The following is a 16,950-nucleotide window of genomic DNA, read 5'->3' as shown; positions in this document are numbered from 1 at the left end:
GCCCGAGCTGTTGGAAGGCCTGAAGCTGCTGGTTCTCATCGCTGGCGGATGGTCAGGCTTCGGCGCGTGCTCGGGATTGGGCGAGCCGATAGGAGCCGGTGCCGGTCTCGATGATGGTGGCGTTATGGGCGAGCCGGTCAACGATCGCGGCACTCGTCTCCACCCGACCGGCTCCGTGCGAGCAGTCCACCCGCCCGCCGTCTGCTGGATTCGCTGTGCCGTTCCGACCTGCTGGGTGCGCGCTGATCGGCAACGAGTCGCAACAGCTCATCGTTGAGCATCTCCGCCTGCGCCAGCGCGTCCGCGCCCTGTGCGAGTCGTTCACCACCGCTCCTGAGCGCCAGCCTCAGCAGAACCTGAACCCGATCACCGACGAGTTCGTCGCCTGGCATCGCGATCGAGATGACCGCGGGCCGGAACGAGAAGACGCCGCCACGCTCGCCGACAACTGGTGGGTCGAATGGTGCATCGAACGCACCATTCCGGTTGGCGAGCCGGCATGGCGAGCTCGCCAGGCAGCCGCGAACAACCGGTGGGACGGATCCGACAGCATGGACCTGCGCCGCACCGAAGAGTCGCACCACTTTCCCCTGAATGTCCCGGCTGCGCGCGCCGCGCTGCCCAGGCGATGGCGGTCTCGCGTCCGTCAGCCTGTTCGCCTGACGGCTCGTCGGGTGAGCAGCAGGCCGATGGCCATGCCTGCGCCGCAGAGGACGAATGGCCAGCCGTACGGGCGACGGGGTGCCCATTGGTCGAAAGTGATCGCGATGCCGGACAAAAGGACGGCTGTGGTGAGGGTCCAGCTGAGGATTCGAGTGAATCGGTGAGGCCGGTGCCGGGTGAGGCACCAGGCCAGAATGAGCGCCATGAGGAGGCCGGGCCAGGCGAAGATCACGTAGCTCCAGGCGGAGATCTCATCGGTGGTGGTCTCGCCGATGAGGGCATGCCTGAGTGGGCCGTCGAGGAGCAGGTTGATCAGAGAGGCGGGGAAGTTCAGCACCGTGATCAGGATCCGGCCGTACATGTGGCCGCCGAGATGGCCGTTGATCGTTGCCCAGGTCAGGAGGGCGACGGCGGCCACGTACGAGGTGATCGTGAGCGACAGTGGGCCGAGGGTGGATTTCGGGCTGCGGCTTAGGAGGTGGGTCATGTGTCCTCTTCATGACAGTGATGTCTCAGAGTGCGCCGTCGCCCTTGGCTCGGACGGCCTTGTAGAAGGTGTTGGCGTAGCTGAGGCAGATGGAGCGTTTGGACGACTGGGTGCCGCGAAAAGGGTCGGCGACTGTGCCGGTGATGGCGGCGCAGATGCGTTCTCCTTCATGATGGTCAGGAAGACAGCGTCGACGTGGGTGCGCTGGGAGCGGTCCAGGCCGTTTCGATCGCCGTTCAGGCTGTTGCGGATCAGGCCGTAACCGTAGTCGTGGGAGTCGCATGCGGCGCGGAAGTCCAGCCAGTAGGTGGGCTTGTTGCCGATGATGGGGCGCTGCAGCCGTCGTTGGTGATACCCATCACCGACCCGCCGGTCAGTGTCGCTTTCCAGAACGGGGGCCGCATGACCTTGCTCGCACCCTGGCGCACGTCGACGCTGGTCTTGCACATGCCGCGAAGCATGTAGTCGGCGGCATAGGGAGTGGGACAGGCTCGGGCGCCGAGGCGTATGGTGCGCCGCGCCGCGTTCGCCAAGGTGCCCGGGGAAGAGTAGGTGAGGTGCCATGACCCCTCCTCCGTGGTGGTCATCTTCGTGATGTCGCCGTCTGCCGAGTAGGCGTATACGAAGCGACGTTCAGGATTTTTGTCTGGCCGTCGCAGATCGCGTACCTGGCGAAGATGTCCGCTGGCGTCGTAGCGATAGGTGAGAGCCGTTACCGGTGGCGTGTCGCCGGCGGCGTCGTAGTTGATCGACGCGAGCAGGCCGGTTACCTCGCCTGGCGCGGATGGCGTGGCGGTGGTTCTGTCGGCATAGATCAAGGTGGCCGTGGAGCATGATGCGGGGTCAGGCTCCCGGCAGTCCGCTCCGGGAGTGGCGGGGGAGGCCAGACGGCGCACTCGGCGGTGTACGTCGTTGGTGACGCTCTGGAAGTCGCCATCGGCCAGGCCCACCGAGATGGGCAGCACGTGGCCGTGCACCCGAGACCAGGTGACGATCAGGCCCGTCTCGTCGGTCTGGGTGAAGGTGTCGTCGCTGTTGCGCACGATGAGACCGCCGGCGTGCACGAAGGCCCCTGGCCGGGACGGATCGGCGAGGTAGCGGTGAGACTCGGTGCCAGAAGCGAGGTCCAGCACGACAAAGCCGTGATCGCTGTGGTCATGCAGTCGGTTGCCCAGCATGCCGCCCAGCGGCTGCAGTTGCCAGCCGGGTCCCAGCATGCGCTCGTTGGCCCGGACGGGATCTCCGCGTTGACCGGCGGTGTGGGTGCGGGTGATCAGCAAGCCGTCCTCGGAGAAGTCGATGGCACTCATCAGCCAGGTGCCCGTGGCGGGGTCTGCATATCCGGGTGGTGTGGGTGTGGCCTGGGCCAGGCTGCCGACAGGGAGCCAGGGAAGCGTTAAGACACTCGTCGCAATCACTCGATTACTTTATGTGTTTGTAAGTGGATGAGTGGAATGGGGCTGCATCCAATGCCGGAACGGTATGCCGTGGTCGGCCGCGGCGGCGCCGACGACCGGCTGCTTGCAGGTGAGGATCATGGCATGGGGCTCAATGGCCCAGGTCTGGGCCGGCGGCTGCGGGCCCAGAGACGACAACGAGATTGCTGAGGGATGCTGGCGTCGGTCGCGAGTTCTGTGTGAGTCCTGACCGGGCGAGGATCGGCTTGCCGGGCGGGCGTGCTTCTCGAAGGCTGTGACGTGGCAGCGCGAGTCGAGCACGGCGACGGCGATCATGCGCGTTCCGGCGTGCTCTGGAGCATGGAGCTCCCGCTGTGGAGGCGCGATGTAATGATCAAATGCAGTTGTCGGCCGTGCTCGGCGCGTGCTCGCGCGCGCCGTCATACGCCGTCAGGGCCCGGCACCGCCTGACGTTATCCGACGGTCGCAGGTTCGAATCCTGCAGGGCGCGCAACCGAGACCGGGCAATCTACGGTTGACCTGGTCTTTTGCATGATCGTTAGCTTTGGCCCGCAGGCAGCGGGAGGCGGTCCGAAGTTGCCCTGTGCCACTGGTCGCGGAACATACGCGGAATGCTCGTAGGTCATCGCGGTGAGCAGTTCGCGGGCCTGCTGCGGGTTGACCACCGAGCGCCGGTCGACCTCGCCGCTCACCTTGGCTTTGCGGAACTCGACCTTGTGCAGCGGATTTCCAACTCCACGGCGTATTCAAGCGGCGGCGCGGCGCGCCGCCGTACCCCCGGCCCTCCGCCCGCCCGCTGCCCGCCCGCCGTCCGGGCGTGCGGCCTGGAGTCCCGTCCCGGACGGCGGCGGGACACCGGGCCAGCCACCGCACGCCCGCCGCCTCGTACCGACCGAACGCTCCGACCGGGGTTGCCGCACCACCGCACAGATGCAGCCCTACGATCGCCACTGCGTGTCTGGTCGCCGGACATGGTCGGGGGCGATCGGCGGGCCGGGGCTTCGTTCCTCAGCCCCGGCCCGCCGGATTACGTTTGTCTTTCTGCGTGGCCCGAAGCCCAGGCGGATTGCTGGTAGATGATCAGGCTTGCACGCGCGAAAGCGGGCGGTCAGGCCGTCATGATGGTGGATCATGAGCGGTGTGAAGGGGAGCGGCGGAGAACCGAGCATCGACCTTCTCCGTTTGGCGGTCGCGCCCGCGTCCAGCAGGCCAGGCAGCGAATCGTTCCAGCTGCAGGTTTACGTCAACGGAGCGGAGATGACCTCCGCCGGGGCGGGGCTGGGGATGGATCCGTACGACGTCCTGGTGCCGGCCAATCGACTGCTGGCCGATTCCCGGCCGCACACGGTCGCGATCGCTCGCTGCGGCGCATGCGGCGTCTACGACTGCGGGGGCACGGACGTCACCATCACCCGTGATGGGGACCTGGTGCGCTGGGAATGGTCGGGAGAGGTGCCCGCGGACCGAGGCGCCTGCTTCTCGGCCAGTCAGTACGAGCTGGAGGTCGCGCGGGTCGCCGTGGATCATTCGTGGGAGACCCCGATGCGCACCGCGGGGCGGCTGGTCCTGACGAGCATTGACCATGACCGACTGCTGACTTACGGCCTCAGCGCCAAGAGAGCCGTCCCCCGAGATCCTGATCTGTTCGAGGTCTGGCTTGAGATCGAGGATGACTACCAGATCTTCGTCGCCACTCCCTGGCGCGGCCGTAGCCCGAACGAACTGGCGCGTGAGGTCTGCGCGATCCTGGCGCGTCCTCCTCATGAGTGGCCCGCCACTTGGCATTCCGTCAAGGGCGGGGTGACTACGCCGCCGAACATCGTGGGGCCCTCCACTACCGGATCAGCGATCTGACGACTTGGCCAGGGAACGCCATCTGACGGAGCCGGAATTCTCGAACACTCTCGTCTGGGGCGTGGTGGTCTGTCCGGCGCTGGCGTACTCGTGTCTGGTTTTCTCGTGCATCGTCGCGTGCGAGGCCGGCGGAAGCGCCTGGCAATCAGGCTGATACGGGCGATCCCTGTAAGCATCGGACTCGGGCTCATGTGCGCAGCGTGGCTGAGCGCAGTACCAGATGCCGGTTCGTCACCAGTCGCCCTCGGTGCCCCCCGATGACACGAGCGTTGGCCGTCCCTCCTGATCAGCTTCCGACCGGCCTGCATCGGGGCTGATCGCCGAGCGTGCCTGCCAGCTTCGTCAGGTGACCGTTCCTGGGCTCAAGCCCCTGACCTGCCTCCCCTCGGACGACTACAGTCTGTCGGCCAGGCGCCGGGCCGCGACCTGTACGATCTCCCACGCCGTGGCGAACGGCGGCGCGTAGGACAGGTCAGACCAGGCCAGGTCGTCAACGGTCGCGCCGTGCCACAAGGCGGTGGCGACCGCGTCGATGCGTTTGCCCGCGCCACGCCCGCCGACGACCTGCGCGCCCATCAGCCGGCGATCCGAGGGTGCTGCCAGCACCTTCACCGTGATCGGGTCGGCCTCGCTCATGTAGCCGCTGGCCGTGCTGCCTTCTGTGACCAGGGACGTCACCTCGATGCCGGCGGCGGCTGCCTCGTGCTCACTCAGACCGGTACGGGCGATCTCCAAGTAGGTCGCGCCCACGGCGAATCGGGTGATCGCGGTGCCCAGCACGCCGCCGAACCGCAGCGCGCCTGGGGTGACGAGGTTGGTGCCGACGATCCGGCCCTGCTTGTTGGCGTGGGTGCCGAGCGGCAGATACGTCCACGTGCCGGTGAGCCGATGCCGGGTCTCACAACAATCACCGGCGGCCCAGATGCCGTCGGCCAGGCTGCCGTCCGGCTCGGGTCGCAGGCCGCCGCCCGGGCCGCTCGGCAACTCGGCGAGATCGAGGTAAGCGGTGTTCGGGGTGACTCCCAGCGCCAGCACGACCAGGTCCGCCGGATGGTGCTCGCCTTCCGCCGTGTACGCGCCCCGCACCCGTCCGTCCGCCACGTCCAGCCCCACGACCGGTAAGCCGGTCAGGACCTGTACCCCCGCCTCGCGCATGCCCTTCTCGATGCGAGCGGACAGGTCCGGGTCCATGGAGCTCATCACCCGAGTACGGGTGATCACGGTGACCGTGTGGCCACGCCTCCTGGCGGCCTCGGCCATCTCGACGCCGATGTAGCCGCCGCCGGCGACGACCACCCGGCCACCGCCTCCGGGCAGTCCCGCGAGCAGGTCCAGCCAGGCGGCGCCGTCGGTGAGCGTCTTGACCGGCGCGACGCCGGCATACCGCAGCCCGGTGCCGGGATCGACGGCCCAGTCGGGCACCACGGCCGACGCGCCGGTCGCGATCACCAGCTCGTCGTAGCCCAGCACCTGCTCACCGCCGGCATCCCGGTAGGTGACGGTGCGGGCCTGCCGGTCGACCCCCGTCGCGGTGGCGCCGAGCCGCAGGTCGATCCCGGCTTTCCGGTGCTCCTCAGCGGTTCGGGCCACCAGGGCGTCGCCGCTCGACACGTCTCCGGCGACCCAGTAGGGGATGCCGCAGGCGGAGTACGACGTATCGCCGGTCGCCTCCAGCGCGGTCACGGCCAGCTTGGTCCCGGCCGCCCGGATCGCCTGGTGCGCCGCACTCATCCCTGCCGCATCGGCTCCGATGACCAGCAGGCGGGTGGGGCTCACCAGGTCATGTCAATCGAGGTCATGGCTCGGAGCCTAGCCAGCTCTGGACGAAGGTGTAGCCTCCTGAGCGCGCCTGCGGTGATGGCTCTCGGGGAGCCGATGCCGTGTGCCGATCTGGGGATCGATCCGGTGTGCTGTTCGCGCTCGCCGGCCAGGCTGATGACCAGGATGCGCAGGGTCTCAGCCGGCAACCGCTCGAGGCGGGCACGCGGGCGGGCTCGTCGGGCAGGCGTGACTGAGCGGGTGACGTCGTCGCGGTTGGCGCCGGTCAGGATCACCGCGAGAGGGATGCCGGTGCTCTCGGGGATCAGGTGATGCCGCTGCGGATGGTCGTCGGCTGGCGCGGCGGCCGGGTCGAGGACCTGGATGGGCGGTGCATCACGGCCTTCACATCGAACTCGGCGCGGTCCACCTGCACCAAGCAGGGCCCTCCTCGTTCGTGGTGCCTGGTCACGGTTGTGCTCAGTTCTGCAGCGGCATGAGGTGGTCGGCGAACTCGTCGAGCCAGCGCTCGGCCGAGGACACGGGCGCGGCGGGCCGTACGACGAACTTGGTGATCCCGGCCTCGACGAAGCGCTCGATCACGTCGCGGGCGGCGGCCCAGCCGACCGGGACGATCTCGGCGGGATCGGCGCCGGGGTTGCGGCGGGCGATGGCATCGATCGCGGTGGCGGGGATCTCGGCAGCGGCCACCGCGAGGCTGGTGCCGTAGTGGTCGGGCTCGATCTCGCGGCCGGCCTCGGCCGCGTGCGCCGCGATCGCCGTACGGCCGGCGGCGGCCTGGTCGGGGGTGAGGAAGCTGGCCAGCCAGCCGTCGGCGAGCCGGCCGGCGCGGCGCAGGGCGCGCTCTCCGCTGCCGCCGACCCAGATGTCGAGCGGCTTGGCCGGCAGCGGGCCGACCCCGGCGTTCTGCACCGTGAAGAACTCGCCGTGGAAGGTCACCTGCTCCTGCCGCAGGAGCAGCCTGAGCAGTTCGAGCGACTCGTCGAACACCGCGCCGCGGGGCCCGGGAACGGGGAAGGCCTCCCGTTCGGCGGGCCTGGCCGGCGTCAGCCCGAAGGCCGGCAGCACGCGCTTGGGGGCGAGCGCGGCCAGCGACGCGAGCTGCTTGGCCACCCGCACCGGGTGGCGGCCCGGCAGGATCGCCACCCCCGTGCCGACCTTCAGCCGGCGGGTGGCGGCCAGCGTGTAGGCCATGCCGACGACGGGCTCGACAGACGGCCCGTGGACGATCTCGGACAGCCACAGGGAGTCGATCCCGAGAGCCTCGGCCCGCTCCGCGAGCCCGGCGAGGTGGTCGGGGGTGTCTCCCGGTGGCGGCGCGATCCCGATACGTACCTTCATCGGGCCATTATCGGCCTGACCCAGGGGAGTCACTGCTTGTGCTTCTCCCGTCGGCGCGGATCCGGCCGATCGCATCAGAGCCGCAGCGGGGGCCTGAAAGCGGCGTCCGTCCCGGTGTCGTCCGAGTGGTTCGCCCCACGACGGTGGGAGGCGGAATCGGCGACGGCGCGGATTCGAGCGGCCAGCTCGCACTACGACGATTGGCGTGATCGGAGCGCGGCCTCCGCCGTCAGAGGGCGAAGGTGGGCGAGGGGCGCGAGCAGCCGGCGCGAGCGGCGGATGCCGTCCATCCGGCCGGCCCTGGTCAGGCCGGTGCGCTTCCGGACGACGTGCGCGCCGGCTCCGACGGCGGCACCAGGACGACGCTCACCATCGAAGCCCCAGCATCCGGTCGAGATCGGCTCTGGCCGCGGCCGGGTCGTAGCCGTCCAGCGTCTCCCGCATCAGTTCCTGGCACTTGAGCTCGGCGTCGCGCTGCGCATCGAGGACCGCGATGAGCACCTGCTCGGCCAGCGCCCGGCTGTCCGTGCGCGGGGTCCGCGGGCCGAAGGTGACCTCCAGCACCTTGCCGTTCGCGGTGACTCTGGCCTTGACCTGGCCCGCCGCCGCCTCCCCGACACCGTTGATCTCCTCGAGGTCGCCCCGGAGCGTTTCGACGGAGTCCAGGAGCCGTCCGGCCCGGCGTCCGGCCTCGTCGAAGTCCTCGTTCAACAGGTCGTCCACGCCCGTGTGGTCGCCGGCCAAAGCTCACGCCTCCAGGATGTCGCGGGCGACCTGATCGATGTGGTCGCGGATGACGCGTGCGTCGGGTGGCTCCGGGAGGGGGTCCATGCCGTCGAGGGCCTGCCGGCTGATGGCCGTGCTCTGGCGTTCCGCGTCCTGCTGGGCGGACTGCAGTGCCGCCGTGACGGTCGTGCCGAGCGTCTCCAGGTCCTGGCGCATCACGCGGGGGTCGAGCCAGACCTGCGAGAAGACGCCCCGGCCGTCGCAGGTGGCCCTGACGAGCTCGTCGGCGCTGGCGCCTTCGCCGATGACCGCGCCGATCCGTTCCTGGGCCTGCTGAAGCTTGCGCACCGCAGTTTGGGCGCGCTTCATGTAGGCGAGCAGTTCCTCCTGGTCAGCGGATCGTGGTGGCATCGTCATCCTCTGTTCCTACCTGTGCGAAGCTCGGCCCAACAGTAGACCGTGTGTGCCGACGAACACGAGCAAAACGCTAAAGATCGCCAGATGGCCTGAGGTGTCCGACTACAGTCGTGTCGCGTGAGCGGACTCGAGATCGACAGGGAGTGGGTCGGCGAACACGCCCCCCGCCGGATGAACGCCCATGGCGAAGACTACGACGCGGCCGTGCAGGCGCTCAGGCAGCGCGAGATCGGCGGCGCCTCGTGGGGGCAGGTGGGCCTGATCGCCGAATGCGCCTCGGCGCTCGGTCTCAGCGGTCACTACCTGCACGAAGTGCTGAGCGAGCTCGGCCCCGGCCTGAACAGGACCGGTGAGCAGGTGCACGCTGCCGGGTCGAACATCACCACTGCCGAACACGCCTCCCTGGGCGACCTCGATCGCCGGATCGACGGGCAGGCGCTATGACTCTCTCGCCACAAGCCGCTCAGGCACTGGAGATGATCGGCATTCCGGCCGGAATCTTCCCACACACCGACGGGATGGACGAGCAGGCCGCCGCGCTCAGGACCGTGGCGGCCGGCACCGGCGTCGCGGCCGAGGACGCCGAGTCCACGATGCGGCAGACGCAGGAGGCCTACCGAGGGGACGGCGGCACGGCGCTCGCCGGCCACTGGCGGCAGAGCGGTAACGAGGGCGGACACCTCGCCCAGGCCAACGCCGCCGCGAGCACCATGCCCGTCGCCCTCGACGGCCTGTCCGGCGTGGTCAAGGCCGCGGGGCTCGTCGCCGGCGCCACGGCCACGTACTTCACCTATCGGGCTCTCATGCAGTACATGAGCCCGGACCCCACGGCGCCCGTCAGGGCGACGGCCGAGCTGCTGCAGGGACGCCAGAGGACGGGCAAGATCCTCAACGAGGTACGTGAGGGCACCGGCAACGTGCTCACCGGTGCCATCAGGCGGAAGGTCCTCGACCCTCTCGAGAACCTGATCCGCGCCATGAAGCGCCCGGGCGGCCCACCTCCGGCCTATGCCGGGGCGGGCGGCCGGGTTCCCGCCGGGCCGGGGCCGTCGATGGCGGGTCCCGTCCCGCGCGGCGGCCAGCGGCTGGAGGCCAGGGGCTGGTTCGGCCGAGGAGGCTCCGCGGACGACGTGCCGCCTCCCACGGTGCAGAAGGCGGCGGAGAACAGCGCCCAGCACCAGGCGAACGTCAACGAGGCCCGGCTGCGTGAGCTGGAGGTCCAGGACAGGTTCGCGGCGAACGCCATCAGGGACGCCGAGAAGGACGGCAGGACCGCCAGCGCGGAGGCGCTCAAGGCCGCGCAGAAAGAGGTGCAGAAGGAGCAGCGGAGCAGAGGATGGGGGCGGCACAACTGAGCGCCCGGGACCCTGTGCCGCTCGAATGGTGAGCTGCGTGGCTTGAGAGCTGGGCCCGGGTCATGACAGGGACGTCGCTGTCCCCGTCATGACGTGGTCCGGTGCTCGCTCACGGGCGCTGGAGCCACCGGGCCGATCGTATGCTCAGCCGAGGTTCACGCGGGTCAAGGAGTTGACGCGCGTCGCCATGATGCTCACGTTGAACACCGAGATGTTCGAGGTCGTGGTCGCGTTGCACGACAACCGCACGATCCCGGACGTGCTCACGGTGCGCGCCGTGACCGCCGCCAGGCTGGCGAGCTGGCCGTTGGGGCCCAGCGAGGCGACCGTGCTGCTGTTGTTGGTGCTGCTCTCACTGATGATCAGCAGCGTGCAGGCCAGACCGGACGCCACGGCCGTGTTGTTGCGGGCCGTGAGCGTGGCCTCGGCCGTCCAGCTCCCGGCCGGGACGGCGAAGCTGAAGAAGATGTTCGCGGCGCCCGTCGCCGTCCGGGTGGCGAACGTGTCGGCGATGATCACTTCGGGAGGTACCGCGGCGGACGCCGGGACCGTTGAGCCGATGCCGGCGAGCACGGCCACCGCCGCGACCCAGATCGCTCGCCGGCCACGGACCTTCTTGAGAGTCGCAGCAGCCATGCCGCATCACTCCTCACCTCCGGGGCGGCGCTGCGCCGCCCGACGACACCTCGATCGTGTCGTGCGGCGTTGCGCAACCGTCGCACCCGCATCCGCGCCAACACCGGGCACACCCAGGCCTGCGGCGGACGTCCTCGCGGAAGCGGCAAGAGCGACGGCCCCGCCCCGCCGTCTCACGGTGTTCCTCAGGCGGAGTTCGCTTGTGGACGGGGGGAGGGGTGGAGGATCCGGTCGAGGCGGGCGGCGGCGTAGCCGAGTACCGACAGTGCGGTGACGATCAGCAGGTCGCTGAGATCGAGTGGTTCTGTGCCGAGGAGCTGGCGTAGTGGTGGCAGGTACAGGGCGGCCAGTTGCAGGACGAACGCGCTTGCGACGGCGTACAGCAGCATGGGGTTGGCCAGGGAGCCGGGGCGGGTGCGGGAGCCGAGGGCGACGCCGAGCTGGGTGGCGCCGAGGGCGAAGAAGGCCATGCTCTGCCAGGGGCGGCCGGTGGCCGCGGCCCAGAGGGCGACGCCGAGCGTGACGGCGGTGAGGACGACGGCGATGCGGATGACGCGTTGCCACAGGCCCGCACCGAGGATGCTCTGGCTGGGCGGGCGGGGCGGGTCGGCCATGGCTCCCGGCACGGTCGGCTCGCCGCCCAGGGCCACCCCCGGCAGGCCGTGGGTGAGCAGGTTGATCCACAGGATCTGGGCGGGCAGCAGGGGCAGCGGGAGGCCGACGAACGGGCCGAGCAGCATCACGGCGATCTCGGCGGCGCCGCCGGACAGGCCGTAGACGAGGAAGCGGCGGATGTTGGCGTACACCCGGCGGCCTTCTTCGACGGCGGCGACCACGGTGTCGAGGTTGTCGTCGGCCAGGACCAGGTCGGCGGCCTGGCGGGCGACCTCGGTGCCGCGCCGCCCCATGGCCACGCCGATGTCGGCGCGGCGCAGCGCGGGGCCGTCGTTGACGCCGTCGCCGGTCATGGCCAGGACGCCGCCCTGGTCCTGGAGGTTCTGGACGATGTCGAGTTTCTGCTCGGGGGTGGCGCGGGCGTAGACGCCGGCCTGGCCTCGATCGAAGGCGCCGGGTTCGCGGCAGTCGATGACGGGGTCGCCGTCGGTGATGATGCCGAGTTCGGTGGCGATGGCGCGGGCGGTGCCGGGGTGGTCGCCGGTGATGAGGATGGGCTTGATGCCGGCACGCCGGCAATCGGCGATGGCGGTGGCGGCGGCCGGGCGGGGTGGGTCCAGGATGGCGATCAGGCCGATCAGGGACAGGCCGTGCTCTTCGAGGGTGGTGGGGGGACTGTCGAGGTCGGTGCTCGCGACCGCCAGGACGCGGTATCCGGCGCGGGCGAACTCGTCGGCCTGGGTGGCGGCACGGGTGAGCAGGTCGGCTTCGTCGGTCAGGACGGGGTGGTGCAGCAGGGCTTCGGGTGCGCCCTTGCAGATGAGCCGGGTGCGGCCGTCGGGGAGCTGGTGCAGGGTGGTCATGCGCTTGCGGTCGCTGTCGAAGGGCAGCTCGGCCAGGCGGGGGTGGCGAGTCTGCACGGTGGTGCGGTCGAGGCCGAGTTTGGCGGCGGCGGTGAGCAGGGCGGCTTCGGTGGGGTCGCCCAGGGCGGCCCATTCGCCGGTGTCGTCGGCCGGGGGTGCCAGGCGGGCGTCGTTGCAGAGGGTCGCCGCCGTCAGCAGCGCCTCGAAGGATCCGGCGTCGCCGGTGATCTCGCCCTCGGGGGCGTAGCCGGTGCCGCTGATCGTGGCCTGCGCCGTCGGCGTCCACAGGTGGCGGGCGAGCATGCGGCCCTCGGTGAGAGTGCCGGTCTTGTCGGTGGCCAGGGCGGTGACGGAGCCGAGGGTCTCCACCGCGGGGAGTTTGCGGACCAGGGCGTGGCGGGCGGCCATCCGGCGTGCCCCCAGGGCCAGGCTCAGGGTGACGACGGCGGGCAGGGATTCGGGGACGGCGGCGACGACGAGGCTGATGGCGGTGATCACCATCAGCTCCACCGGCTGGCCGCGGACCAGCCCCAGCGCGAGGACCACCGCTGACAGCAGGACGGCGACGCCGGCCAGGAGCCGGCCGACGCCCATCAGCCGGCGTTGCAGCGGGGTGAGGGTGGCGGCCTGGACCAGGAGGGTGGCGATGCGGCCGCTGGCGCTGGCCGCTCCGGTGGCGGTGACCTGGGCCCGGCCGCGCCCGCGGACGACGACGGTGCCGGCGGAGAGCGGCCGGCTCGCGGGTTTGTCCACCGGTACGGATTCGCCGGTCAGGGCTGATTCGTCGATGAGCAGGGCCGCTGATTCGGTGACGTCGGCGTCGGCGGGGACGATGTCACCTTCGCCCAGGATGAGCAGGTCTCCGACGACGATGTCGCTGGAGGGGATCTGCTGCTGATGGCCGTCGCGGACGACGCGGGCCTCCGGGCCGGCGAGCTGGGCCAGGGCGGTGATGGCGCGGTCGGCGCGGATCTCCTGGATCACGCCGACGGTGGTGTTGACCACGATGACCAGCAGGATGACGGCGGCGTCGGCCCAGTCTCCGGTGGTGATGGTCAGCACCGCGGCGATGAGCAGGACGATGATGAGCGGGTCGCGCAGTTGGCCGGCGATGCGGCGCCAGAGGGGCACAGGGGGTTTCTGGGGGAGCAGGTTGGCACCGTCGCGTGCGAGCCGTGCGGCCGCCTGGGCGGACGTCAGCCCGGTCGATGGGGTCACCGTCATGTCCTCCGTGCTCGCCTTGCTCTCCTGTGGAGGCACCGGCGCTCGCAGCTGGTTCACATGACGATGTTCACGAAATCGGGGCGCCGGAAACAGGGACGTTGGTCCCTATCCGGAGGGTCGGAAGCGCCTTCCCGGTGCTTCGGGGGCCTTCCGGCGAATGCGGGCCGACCTTCGCCTCTGCCTCTCCGCGGGCTGCCGGTCGTAGCGTTACGGGAGATCACGACCCTCCTGAGAATCGTTGGAGGTTCAGGATGGAGACGCACGCGCCGATTCGGCGTCCGGCCGCCGCTCGCCGCACCGGCTACACCATCGCCGCCGTCATCGACGGGGCCCTGCTGTACGCCGTCAACGCCCGCCCGGGCTGGCAGATCGTGCCCTTCCTCACCCCGCACACCCCGCGGGTGCTGGTGCTGGGCCCGTCAGCGCCTCGACGGCGGTGACGGGCCGTGGTGATCATTCAGCCGTCCGCGTCCCGGGACAGGACGACCTTCAGCGCCCCGGTGGTCGCCGGGTCGGAGAACGTCCGGTAGGCGGCCTCCATGTCGTGCAGGCCGAAGCGGTGGGTGATGAAGGTGGTCGGGTCGAGCCGGTGCGCGGCCACCATGTCGAGCAGGGCCGGGGTGGAGTGGGTGTCGACGAGACCGGTGGTGATGGTCAGGTTACGGATCCACAGCTCCTCCAGGTGCAGGGTCGCGGGGGCGCCGTGGACGCCGACGTTGGCGACGTGACCGCCGGGGCGGACCAGCCGGGTGCACAGCTCGAAGGTCTCGGGAACGCCGACCGCTTCGATGGCCACGTCCGCGCCCAGGCCGCCGGTCAGTTCGGCCACCGCGGCGGCCGGGTCGTCGCCGGCGCCGACGAGGACGTCCGCGCCGAGCCGCTTGGCGGCCTCCAGCCGGGACACGGCCAGGTCCACGGCGACGATGTGGGCCGGCGTGAACAACTGCGCGGTGCTGATGGCGGCCAGGCCGATGGGGCCGGCGCCGACCACCACGACGGTGTCGCCGGGCCGCACCTGGCCGTTCAGCACGCCGACCTCGTAGGAGGTGGGCAGGATGTCGGCGAGCATGAGCGCCGCCTCGCTGGTGACGCCGCCGGGCAGCGGGTGGGTGGAGGTGTCGGCGAACGGCACCCGTACGTACTCGGCCTGAGTGCCGTCGATGCGGTGGCCGAGGATCCAGCCGCCGCCGCCCAGGCACTGCCCGTACATCGCGGTGCGGCAGTAGCGGCAGCGGCCGCAGGCGGTGATGCAGGAGACCAGCACCCGGTCGCCTCGCTCGACGGTGGTGACCGTGCCGCCGGCCTGCACGACGGTGCCGACCGCCTCGTGGCCGAGGATCCGGCCGGGCTCGACAGCGGGCACGTCGCCCTTGAGGATGTGCAGGTCGGTGCCGCAGATCGTGACGGCGTCCACGCGGACGATCGCGTCCGTCGGGTCGATGAGCTGTGGGTCGGGCGCCTCCTCCCAGGCGCGCCTGCCTGGTCCGTGATAGATCAGTGCCTTCATCGGAAACCTCCTTCTCCGGGGCGGACTGCCCTGTTCCTGGTGGGCGGGCGCGTCAACGCGCCGGCGTGACGGGTACGGGTGCTGACGCCGGGACGGTGGCCAGGCGGATGCCGGTCAGGATGAGCGCCGCGCCGGCGACCAGCAGGACCGCCGTGGCGATGAAGAGCCCGGTCGTCAGCCCTTCCAGCCAGGGGAGGGCGGCGGCCACCCGCTGGGCGCCGGTGCTGATGAAGCCGCCGGTGTCGCGGGCCCGGCCGAGCAGGGCGGCACTCGTACCGGTGGCCGCGGTGACGAGCCCGGCGAAGGCGAGGACGGAGCCGGCGGTGAGGGCCACGACGGAGGCGGCGCCGTGCCGGGCGGGGGTGTGCGCAGAAGCGGGCGGGGGTTCGAGGCGCGGCAGCTCGTGGCCGCCCTGTTCCAGCCTGAACGGCGGGTAGGCGTCGGTCATGAGCGTGGCGTACGCGGCGACTCGGATCGCCCACCGGTTCAGCCCGAGCACGAGGTCGTGCACGCCGTGCGGATAGCGGCCGGTGAACAGCAGGCAGAGCGCCGCGATGAGGACCAGCAGGCCGATGAGGCCGCCCCAGTCGAGGGTGTAGAGGACGCCGCCGCCGTCGGGCAGGCCGTCGTTCCAGGAGATGACGCTGCCGCTGGTGAACAGGCCCACGACGAGGTAGTGCGGGATGGCCAGCAGCCACCATTTGACCAGGACGAGGCCGCGGGAGAGCCGTTCCGGGTAGTCGATCTCCAGGGTGGCCGGGTAGTCGGGGGCGGCGCCGAGGGTGAAGGGCGGATAGCGGTCGGTGCCCAGGGCGCCGTAGGTGTAGTAGGCGACCCGCCAGGTCCAGCGCAGCACGCCGAGGTTGAAGTCGAACAGCGCGCGCGGGTAGCGCCCGGTGAACAGGATCGCGAAGAACGCCACGACGGTGAGAACGCCGAAGGCGATCCACAGCAGGCTCAGGACCAGGTAATGCGGGATCGCCAGGAACCATTTCACGATCCAGAGGCCACGGTTGAGCGGTTCGTCGAGGCGAGCCTCGACCCGCACCGGATAAGTACTCATGCGACCAGCGCACCACCGGTCGCACGCGACCGCCTGCGGGCGAAAGTCCTGACTACCGCGCTGATGGGCCCAGCCGGCGAAGCAGGACGTCAAGCCCCGCACAAGGTGCGGGGCCGCCACTGCTCGGCGGGTGGCCTTGGGCCTTGGGCTCGTGGGACTTCCGGCCCTGTCCGCGGGTGTCCCGGCTGCGGTCCCATGGAGCGGTGACGGAGGAGAAGCCATGATCGTTGCAGGTGTCGACGGGTCCGTGCCTTCGCGGGCGGCCGTCGCCTGGGCCGCCGCCGACGCGCATCGCATGCACGAGCCCTTGCTGCTGGTCCACGCGCTGGATCGCGCGCCGTACCAGATCGCCGGATTCGCGAACGCCGCCCTGCCCGACTCGGTGCTGCGCGCGGGCCGCAAGGTGCTGAACGAGGCGCTGGCGCTGGTGCACGAGCGCCGGCCCACGGTCGAGGTGAGCACGCGAACGGTGGAGGGGGCCGCCGCGCCGGCGCTGTGTGACCTGGCGGGCGAGGCCACCGAACTGGTCGTCGGCAGCCGGGGGCGGGGAGCGCTCGCCGGTGCCCTGCTCGGCTCGGTCAGCGATCACGTCGCCGGGGAGGCGTCCTGCCCGGTGGTCGTGGTGCGGGGCGAGCTGCGGCCCTGTTACGGGCAGGTGGTGGCCGGGGTGGACGACTCGCCCGCGTCCGGGCCTGCCCTGGCCTACGCCTTCGAGCAGGCCGCCCTGCGGGACAGCACGCTGCGGATCCTGCACAGCCGGACGCCGGCGGGGGCCGGGCAGCCGCCGGCCGTGGAGCTGCTGGAGACGTTGCAGAAGAAGTATCCGCAGGTGACGGTGATCGAGCAGGCGTTCGTGGGCCATCCGGTGGACGCGTCGGGCGAGGCGGACCTGCTGGTGGTGGGCTCTCGCGGACGTGGCTCGGCGCTGCTCGGCTCGGTCGGCCGGGGTGTCCTGCACCACGCGCGCTGCCCGGTGGCGGTCGTCCGCGCGACCTGACCCAC

15 protein-coding genes are annotated in these 16,950 nt (G+C 70.7%); 5 read left to right on the top strand and 10 right to left on the bottom strand.

Translation table 11 applies throughout. The annotated features are described in order from the left end of the window. Positions 1-646: 646 nt before the first annotated feature. The gene (locus LCN96_RS45695; RefSeq protein WP_225268653.1) at positions 647-1,150 is read right to left on the bottom strand and encodes a hypothetical protein; all 504 of its coding nucleotides are present in this window, start codon (positions 1,148-1,150) and stop codon (positions 647-649) included. A 251-nt stretch (positions 1,151-1,401) separates the two neighbouring features. Beyond that, positions 1,402-2,460, bottom strand: coding sequence for a hypothetical protein (locus tag LCN96_RS45690; RefSeq protein ID WP_225268652.1), 1,059 nt, complete (start codon positions 2,458-2,460; stop codon positions 1,402-1,404). A gap of 1,239 nt (positions 2,461-3,699) precedes the next feature. Here LCN96_RS45690 and LCN96_RS45685 point away from each other — a divergent pair. Further along, positions 3,700-4,422 carry a hypothetical protein gene (locus tag LCN96_RS45685; RefSeq protein WP_225268651.1) on the top strand — a complete coding sequence of 241 codons (723 nt, stop codon included), beginning with the start codon at positions 3,700-3,702 and terminating at the stop codon, positions 4,420-4,422. Between the two features lie 393 nt (positions 4,423-4,815). Here LCN96_RS45685 and LCN96_RS45680 read toward each other — a convergent pair whose 3' ends face one another. From LCN96_RS45680 to LCN96_RS45665, 4 genes are all read right to left on the bottom strand, one after another. Next, positions 4,816-6,198: an FAD-dependent oxidoreductase gene (locus tag LCN96_RS45680; protein ID WP_225268650.1), complete on the bottom strand. Its 1,383-nt coding sequence runs from the start codon at positions 6,196-6,198 to the stop codon at positions 4,816-4,818. Between the two features lie 462 nt (positions 6,199-6,660). Continuing rightward, positions 6,661-7,542 (bottom strand): TIGR03854 family LLM class F420-dependent oxidoreductase, encoded by an 882-nt coding sequence (locus LCN96_RS45675; protein WP_225268649.1) that lies wholly within the window; start codon positions 7,540-7,542, stop codon positions 6,661-6,663. A 366-nt stretch (positions 7,543-7,908) separates the two neighbouring features. Then, a complete protein-coding gene (locus tag LCN96_RS45670) occupies positions 7,909-8,265 on the bottom strand; it encodes a YbaB/EbfC family nucleoid-associated protein (RefSeq protein WP_225268648.1) in 357 nt (118 codons plus the stop codon). 24 nt (positions 8,266-8,289) lie between these two features. Continuing rightward, a complete protein-coding gene (locus LCN96_RS45665; protein ID WP_225268647.1) occupies positions 8,290-8,679 on the bottom strand; it encodes a YbaB/EbfC family nucleoid-associated protein in 390 nt (129 codons plus the stop codon). A 123-nt stretch (positions 8,680-8,802) separates the two neighbouring features. Between LCN96_RS45665 and LCN96_RS45660 the strand changes: the two genes are divergently transcribed. Continuing rightward, positions 8,803-9,129, top strand: coding sequence for a hypothetical protein (locus LCN96_RS45660; protein WP_225268646.1), 327 nt, complete (start codon positions 8,803-8,805; stop codon positions 9,127-9,129). Between the two features lie 74 nt (positions 9,130-9,203). Beyond that, positions 9,204-10,040, top strand: coding sequence for a hypothetical protein (locus tag LCN96_RS45655; protein ID WP_225268645.1), 837 nt, complete (start codon positions 9,204-9,206; stop codon positions 10,038-10,040). Between the two features lie 144 nt (positions 10,041-10,184). Here LCN96_RS45655 and LCN96_RS45650 read toward each other — a convergent pair whose 3' ends face one another. Then, positions 10,185-10,676, bottom strand: a complete 492-nt coding sequence (locus LCN96_RS45650) for a hypothetical protein (protein WP_225268644.1) — start codon at positions 10,674-10,676, stop codon at positions 10,185-10,187. Positions 10,677-10,861: 185 nt separating this feature from the next. Then, positions 10,862-13,435, bottom strand: coding sequence for a cation-translocating P-type ATPase (locus LCN96_RS45645; RefSeq protein WP_225268643.1), 2,574 nt, complete (start codon positions 13,433-13,435; stop codon positions 10,862-10,864). Between the two features lie 194 nt (positions 13,436-13,629). Here LCN96_RS45645 and LCN96_RS45640 point away from each other — a divergent pair, with 194 nt between their 5' ends. After that, positions 13,630-13,818, top strand: coding sequence for a hypothetical protein (locus tag LCN96_RS45640; RefSeq protein ID WP_225268642.1), 189 nt, complete (start codon positions 13,630-13,632; stop codon positions 13,816-13,818). A gap of 17 nt (positions 13,819-13,835) precedes the next feature. Here the strand turns inward: LCN96_RS45640 and LCN96_RS45635 are convergent, their stop codons facing one another. Both LCN96_RS45635 and LCN96_RS57250 read right to left on the bottom strand, forming a co-directional pair. Then, positions 13,836-14,885 (bottom strand): zinc-dependent alcohol dehydrogenase family protein, encoded by a 1,050-nt coding sequence (locus LCN96_RS45635; RefSeq protein ID WP_225268641.1) that lies wholly within the window; start codon positions 14,883-14,885, stop codon positions 13,836-13,838. Between the two features lie 52 nt (positions 14,886-14,937). Further along, a complete protein-coding gene (locus tag LCN96_RS57250) occupies positions 14,938-15,948 on the bottom strand; it encodes a DUF4389 domain-containing protein (RefSeq protein WP_311132092.1) in 1,011 nt (336 codons plus the stop codon). A gap of 220 nt (positions 15,949-16,168) precedes the next feature. Between LCN96_RS57250 and LCN96_RS45625 the strand changes: the two genes are divergently transcribed. After that, positions 16,169-16,945, top strand: coding sequence for a universal stress protein (locus tag LCN96_RS45625; RefSeq protein WP_225268640.1), 777 nt, complete (start codon positions 16,169-16,171; stop codon positions 16,943-16,945). Positions 16,946-16,950 lie beyond the last annotated feature (5 nt).

Origin of the sequence: Nonomuraea gerenzanensis (assembly GCF_020215645.1) — a bacterium.
Lineage (GTDB): Bacteria > Actinomycetota > Actinomycetes > Streptosporangiales > Streptosporangiaceae > Nonomuraea > Nonomuraea gerenzanensis.
The sequence above is the reverse complement of the archived record's forward strand: the minus strand, read 5'-3'. Positions and strand labels throughout refer to the sequence as shown.

Bases quoted from the DNA above. Each gene is read 5' to 3' on its own strand.
- LCN96_RS45685 (WP_225268651.1), top strand. From the start codon at position 3,700: ATGAGCGGTGTGAAGGGGAGCGGCGGAGAACCGAGCATCGACCTTCTC.
- LCN96_RS45695 (WP_225268653.1), bottom strand. From the start codon at position 1,150: ATGACCCACCTCCTAAGCCGCAGCCCGAAATCCACCCTCGGCCCACTG.
- LCN96_RS45655 (WP_225268645.1), top strand. From the start codon at position 9,204: ATGGACGAGCAGGCCGCCGCGCTCAGGACCGTGGCGGCCGGCACCGGC.
- LCN96_RS45640 (WP_225268642.1), top strand. From the start codon at position 13,630: ATGGAGACGCACGCGCCGATTCGGCGTCCGGCCGCCGCTCGCCGCACC.
- LCN96_RS45650 (WP_225268644.1), bottom strand. From the start codon at position 10,676: ATGGCTGCTGCGACTCTCAAGAAGGTCCGTGGCCGGCGAGCGATCTGG.
- LCN96_RS45675 (WP_225268649.1), bottom strand. From the start codon at position 7,542: ATGAAGGTACGTATCGGGATCGCGCCGCCACCGGGAGACACCCCCGAC.
- LCN96_RS45665 (WP_225268647.1), bottom strand. From the start codon at position 8,679: ATGCCACCACGATCCGCTGACCAGGAGGAACTGCTCGCCTACATGAAG.
- LCN96_RS45625 (WP_225268640.1), top strand. From the start codon at position 16,169: ATGATCGTTGCAGGTGTCGACGGGTCCGTGCCTTCGCGGGCGGCCGTC.
- LCN96_RS45635 (WP_225268641.1), bottom strand. From the start codon at position 14,885: ATGAAGGCACTGATCTATCACGGACCAGGCAGGCGCGCCTGGGAGGAG.
- LCN96_RS57250 (WP_311132092.1), bottom strand. From the start codon at position 15,948: ATGAGTACTTATCCGGTGCGGGTCGAGGCTCGCCTCGACGAACCGCTC.
- LCN96_RS45690 (WP_225268652.1), bottom strand. From the start codon at position 2,460: ATGAGTGCCATCGACTTCTCCGAGGACGGCTTGCTGATCACCCGCACC.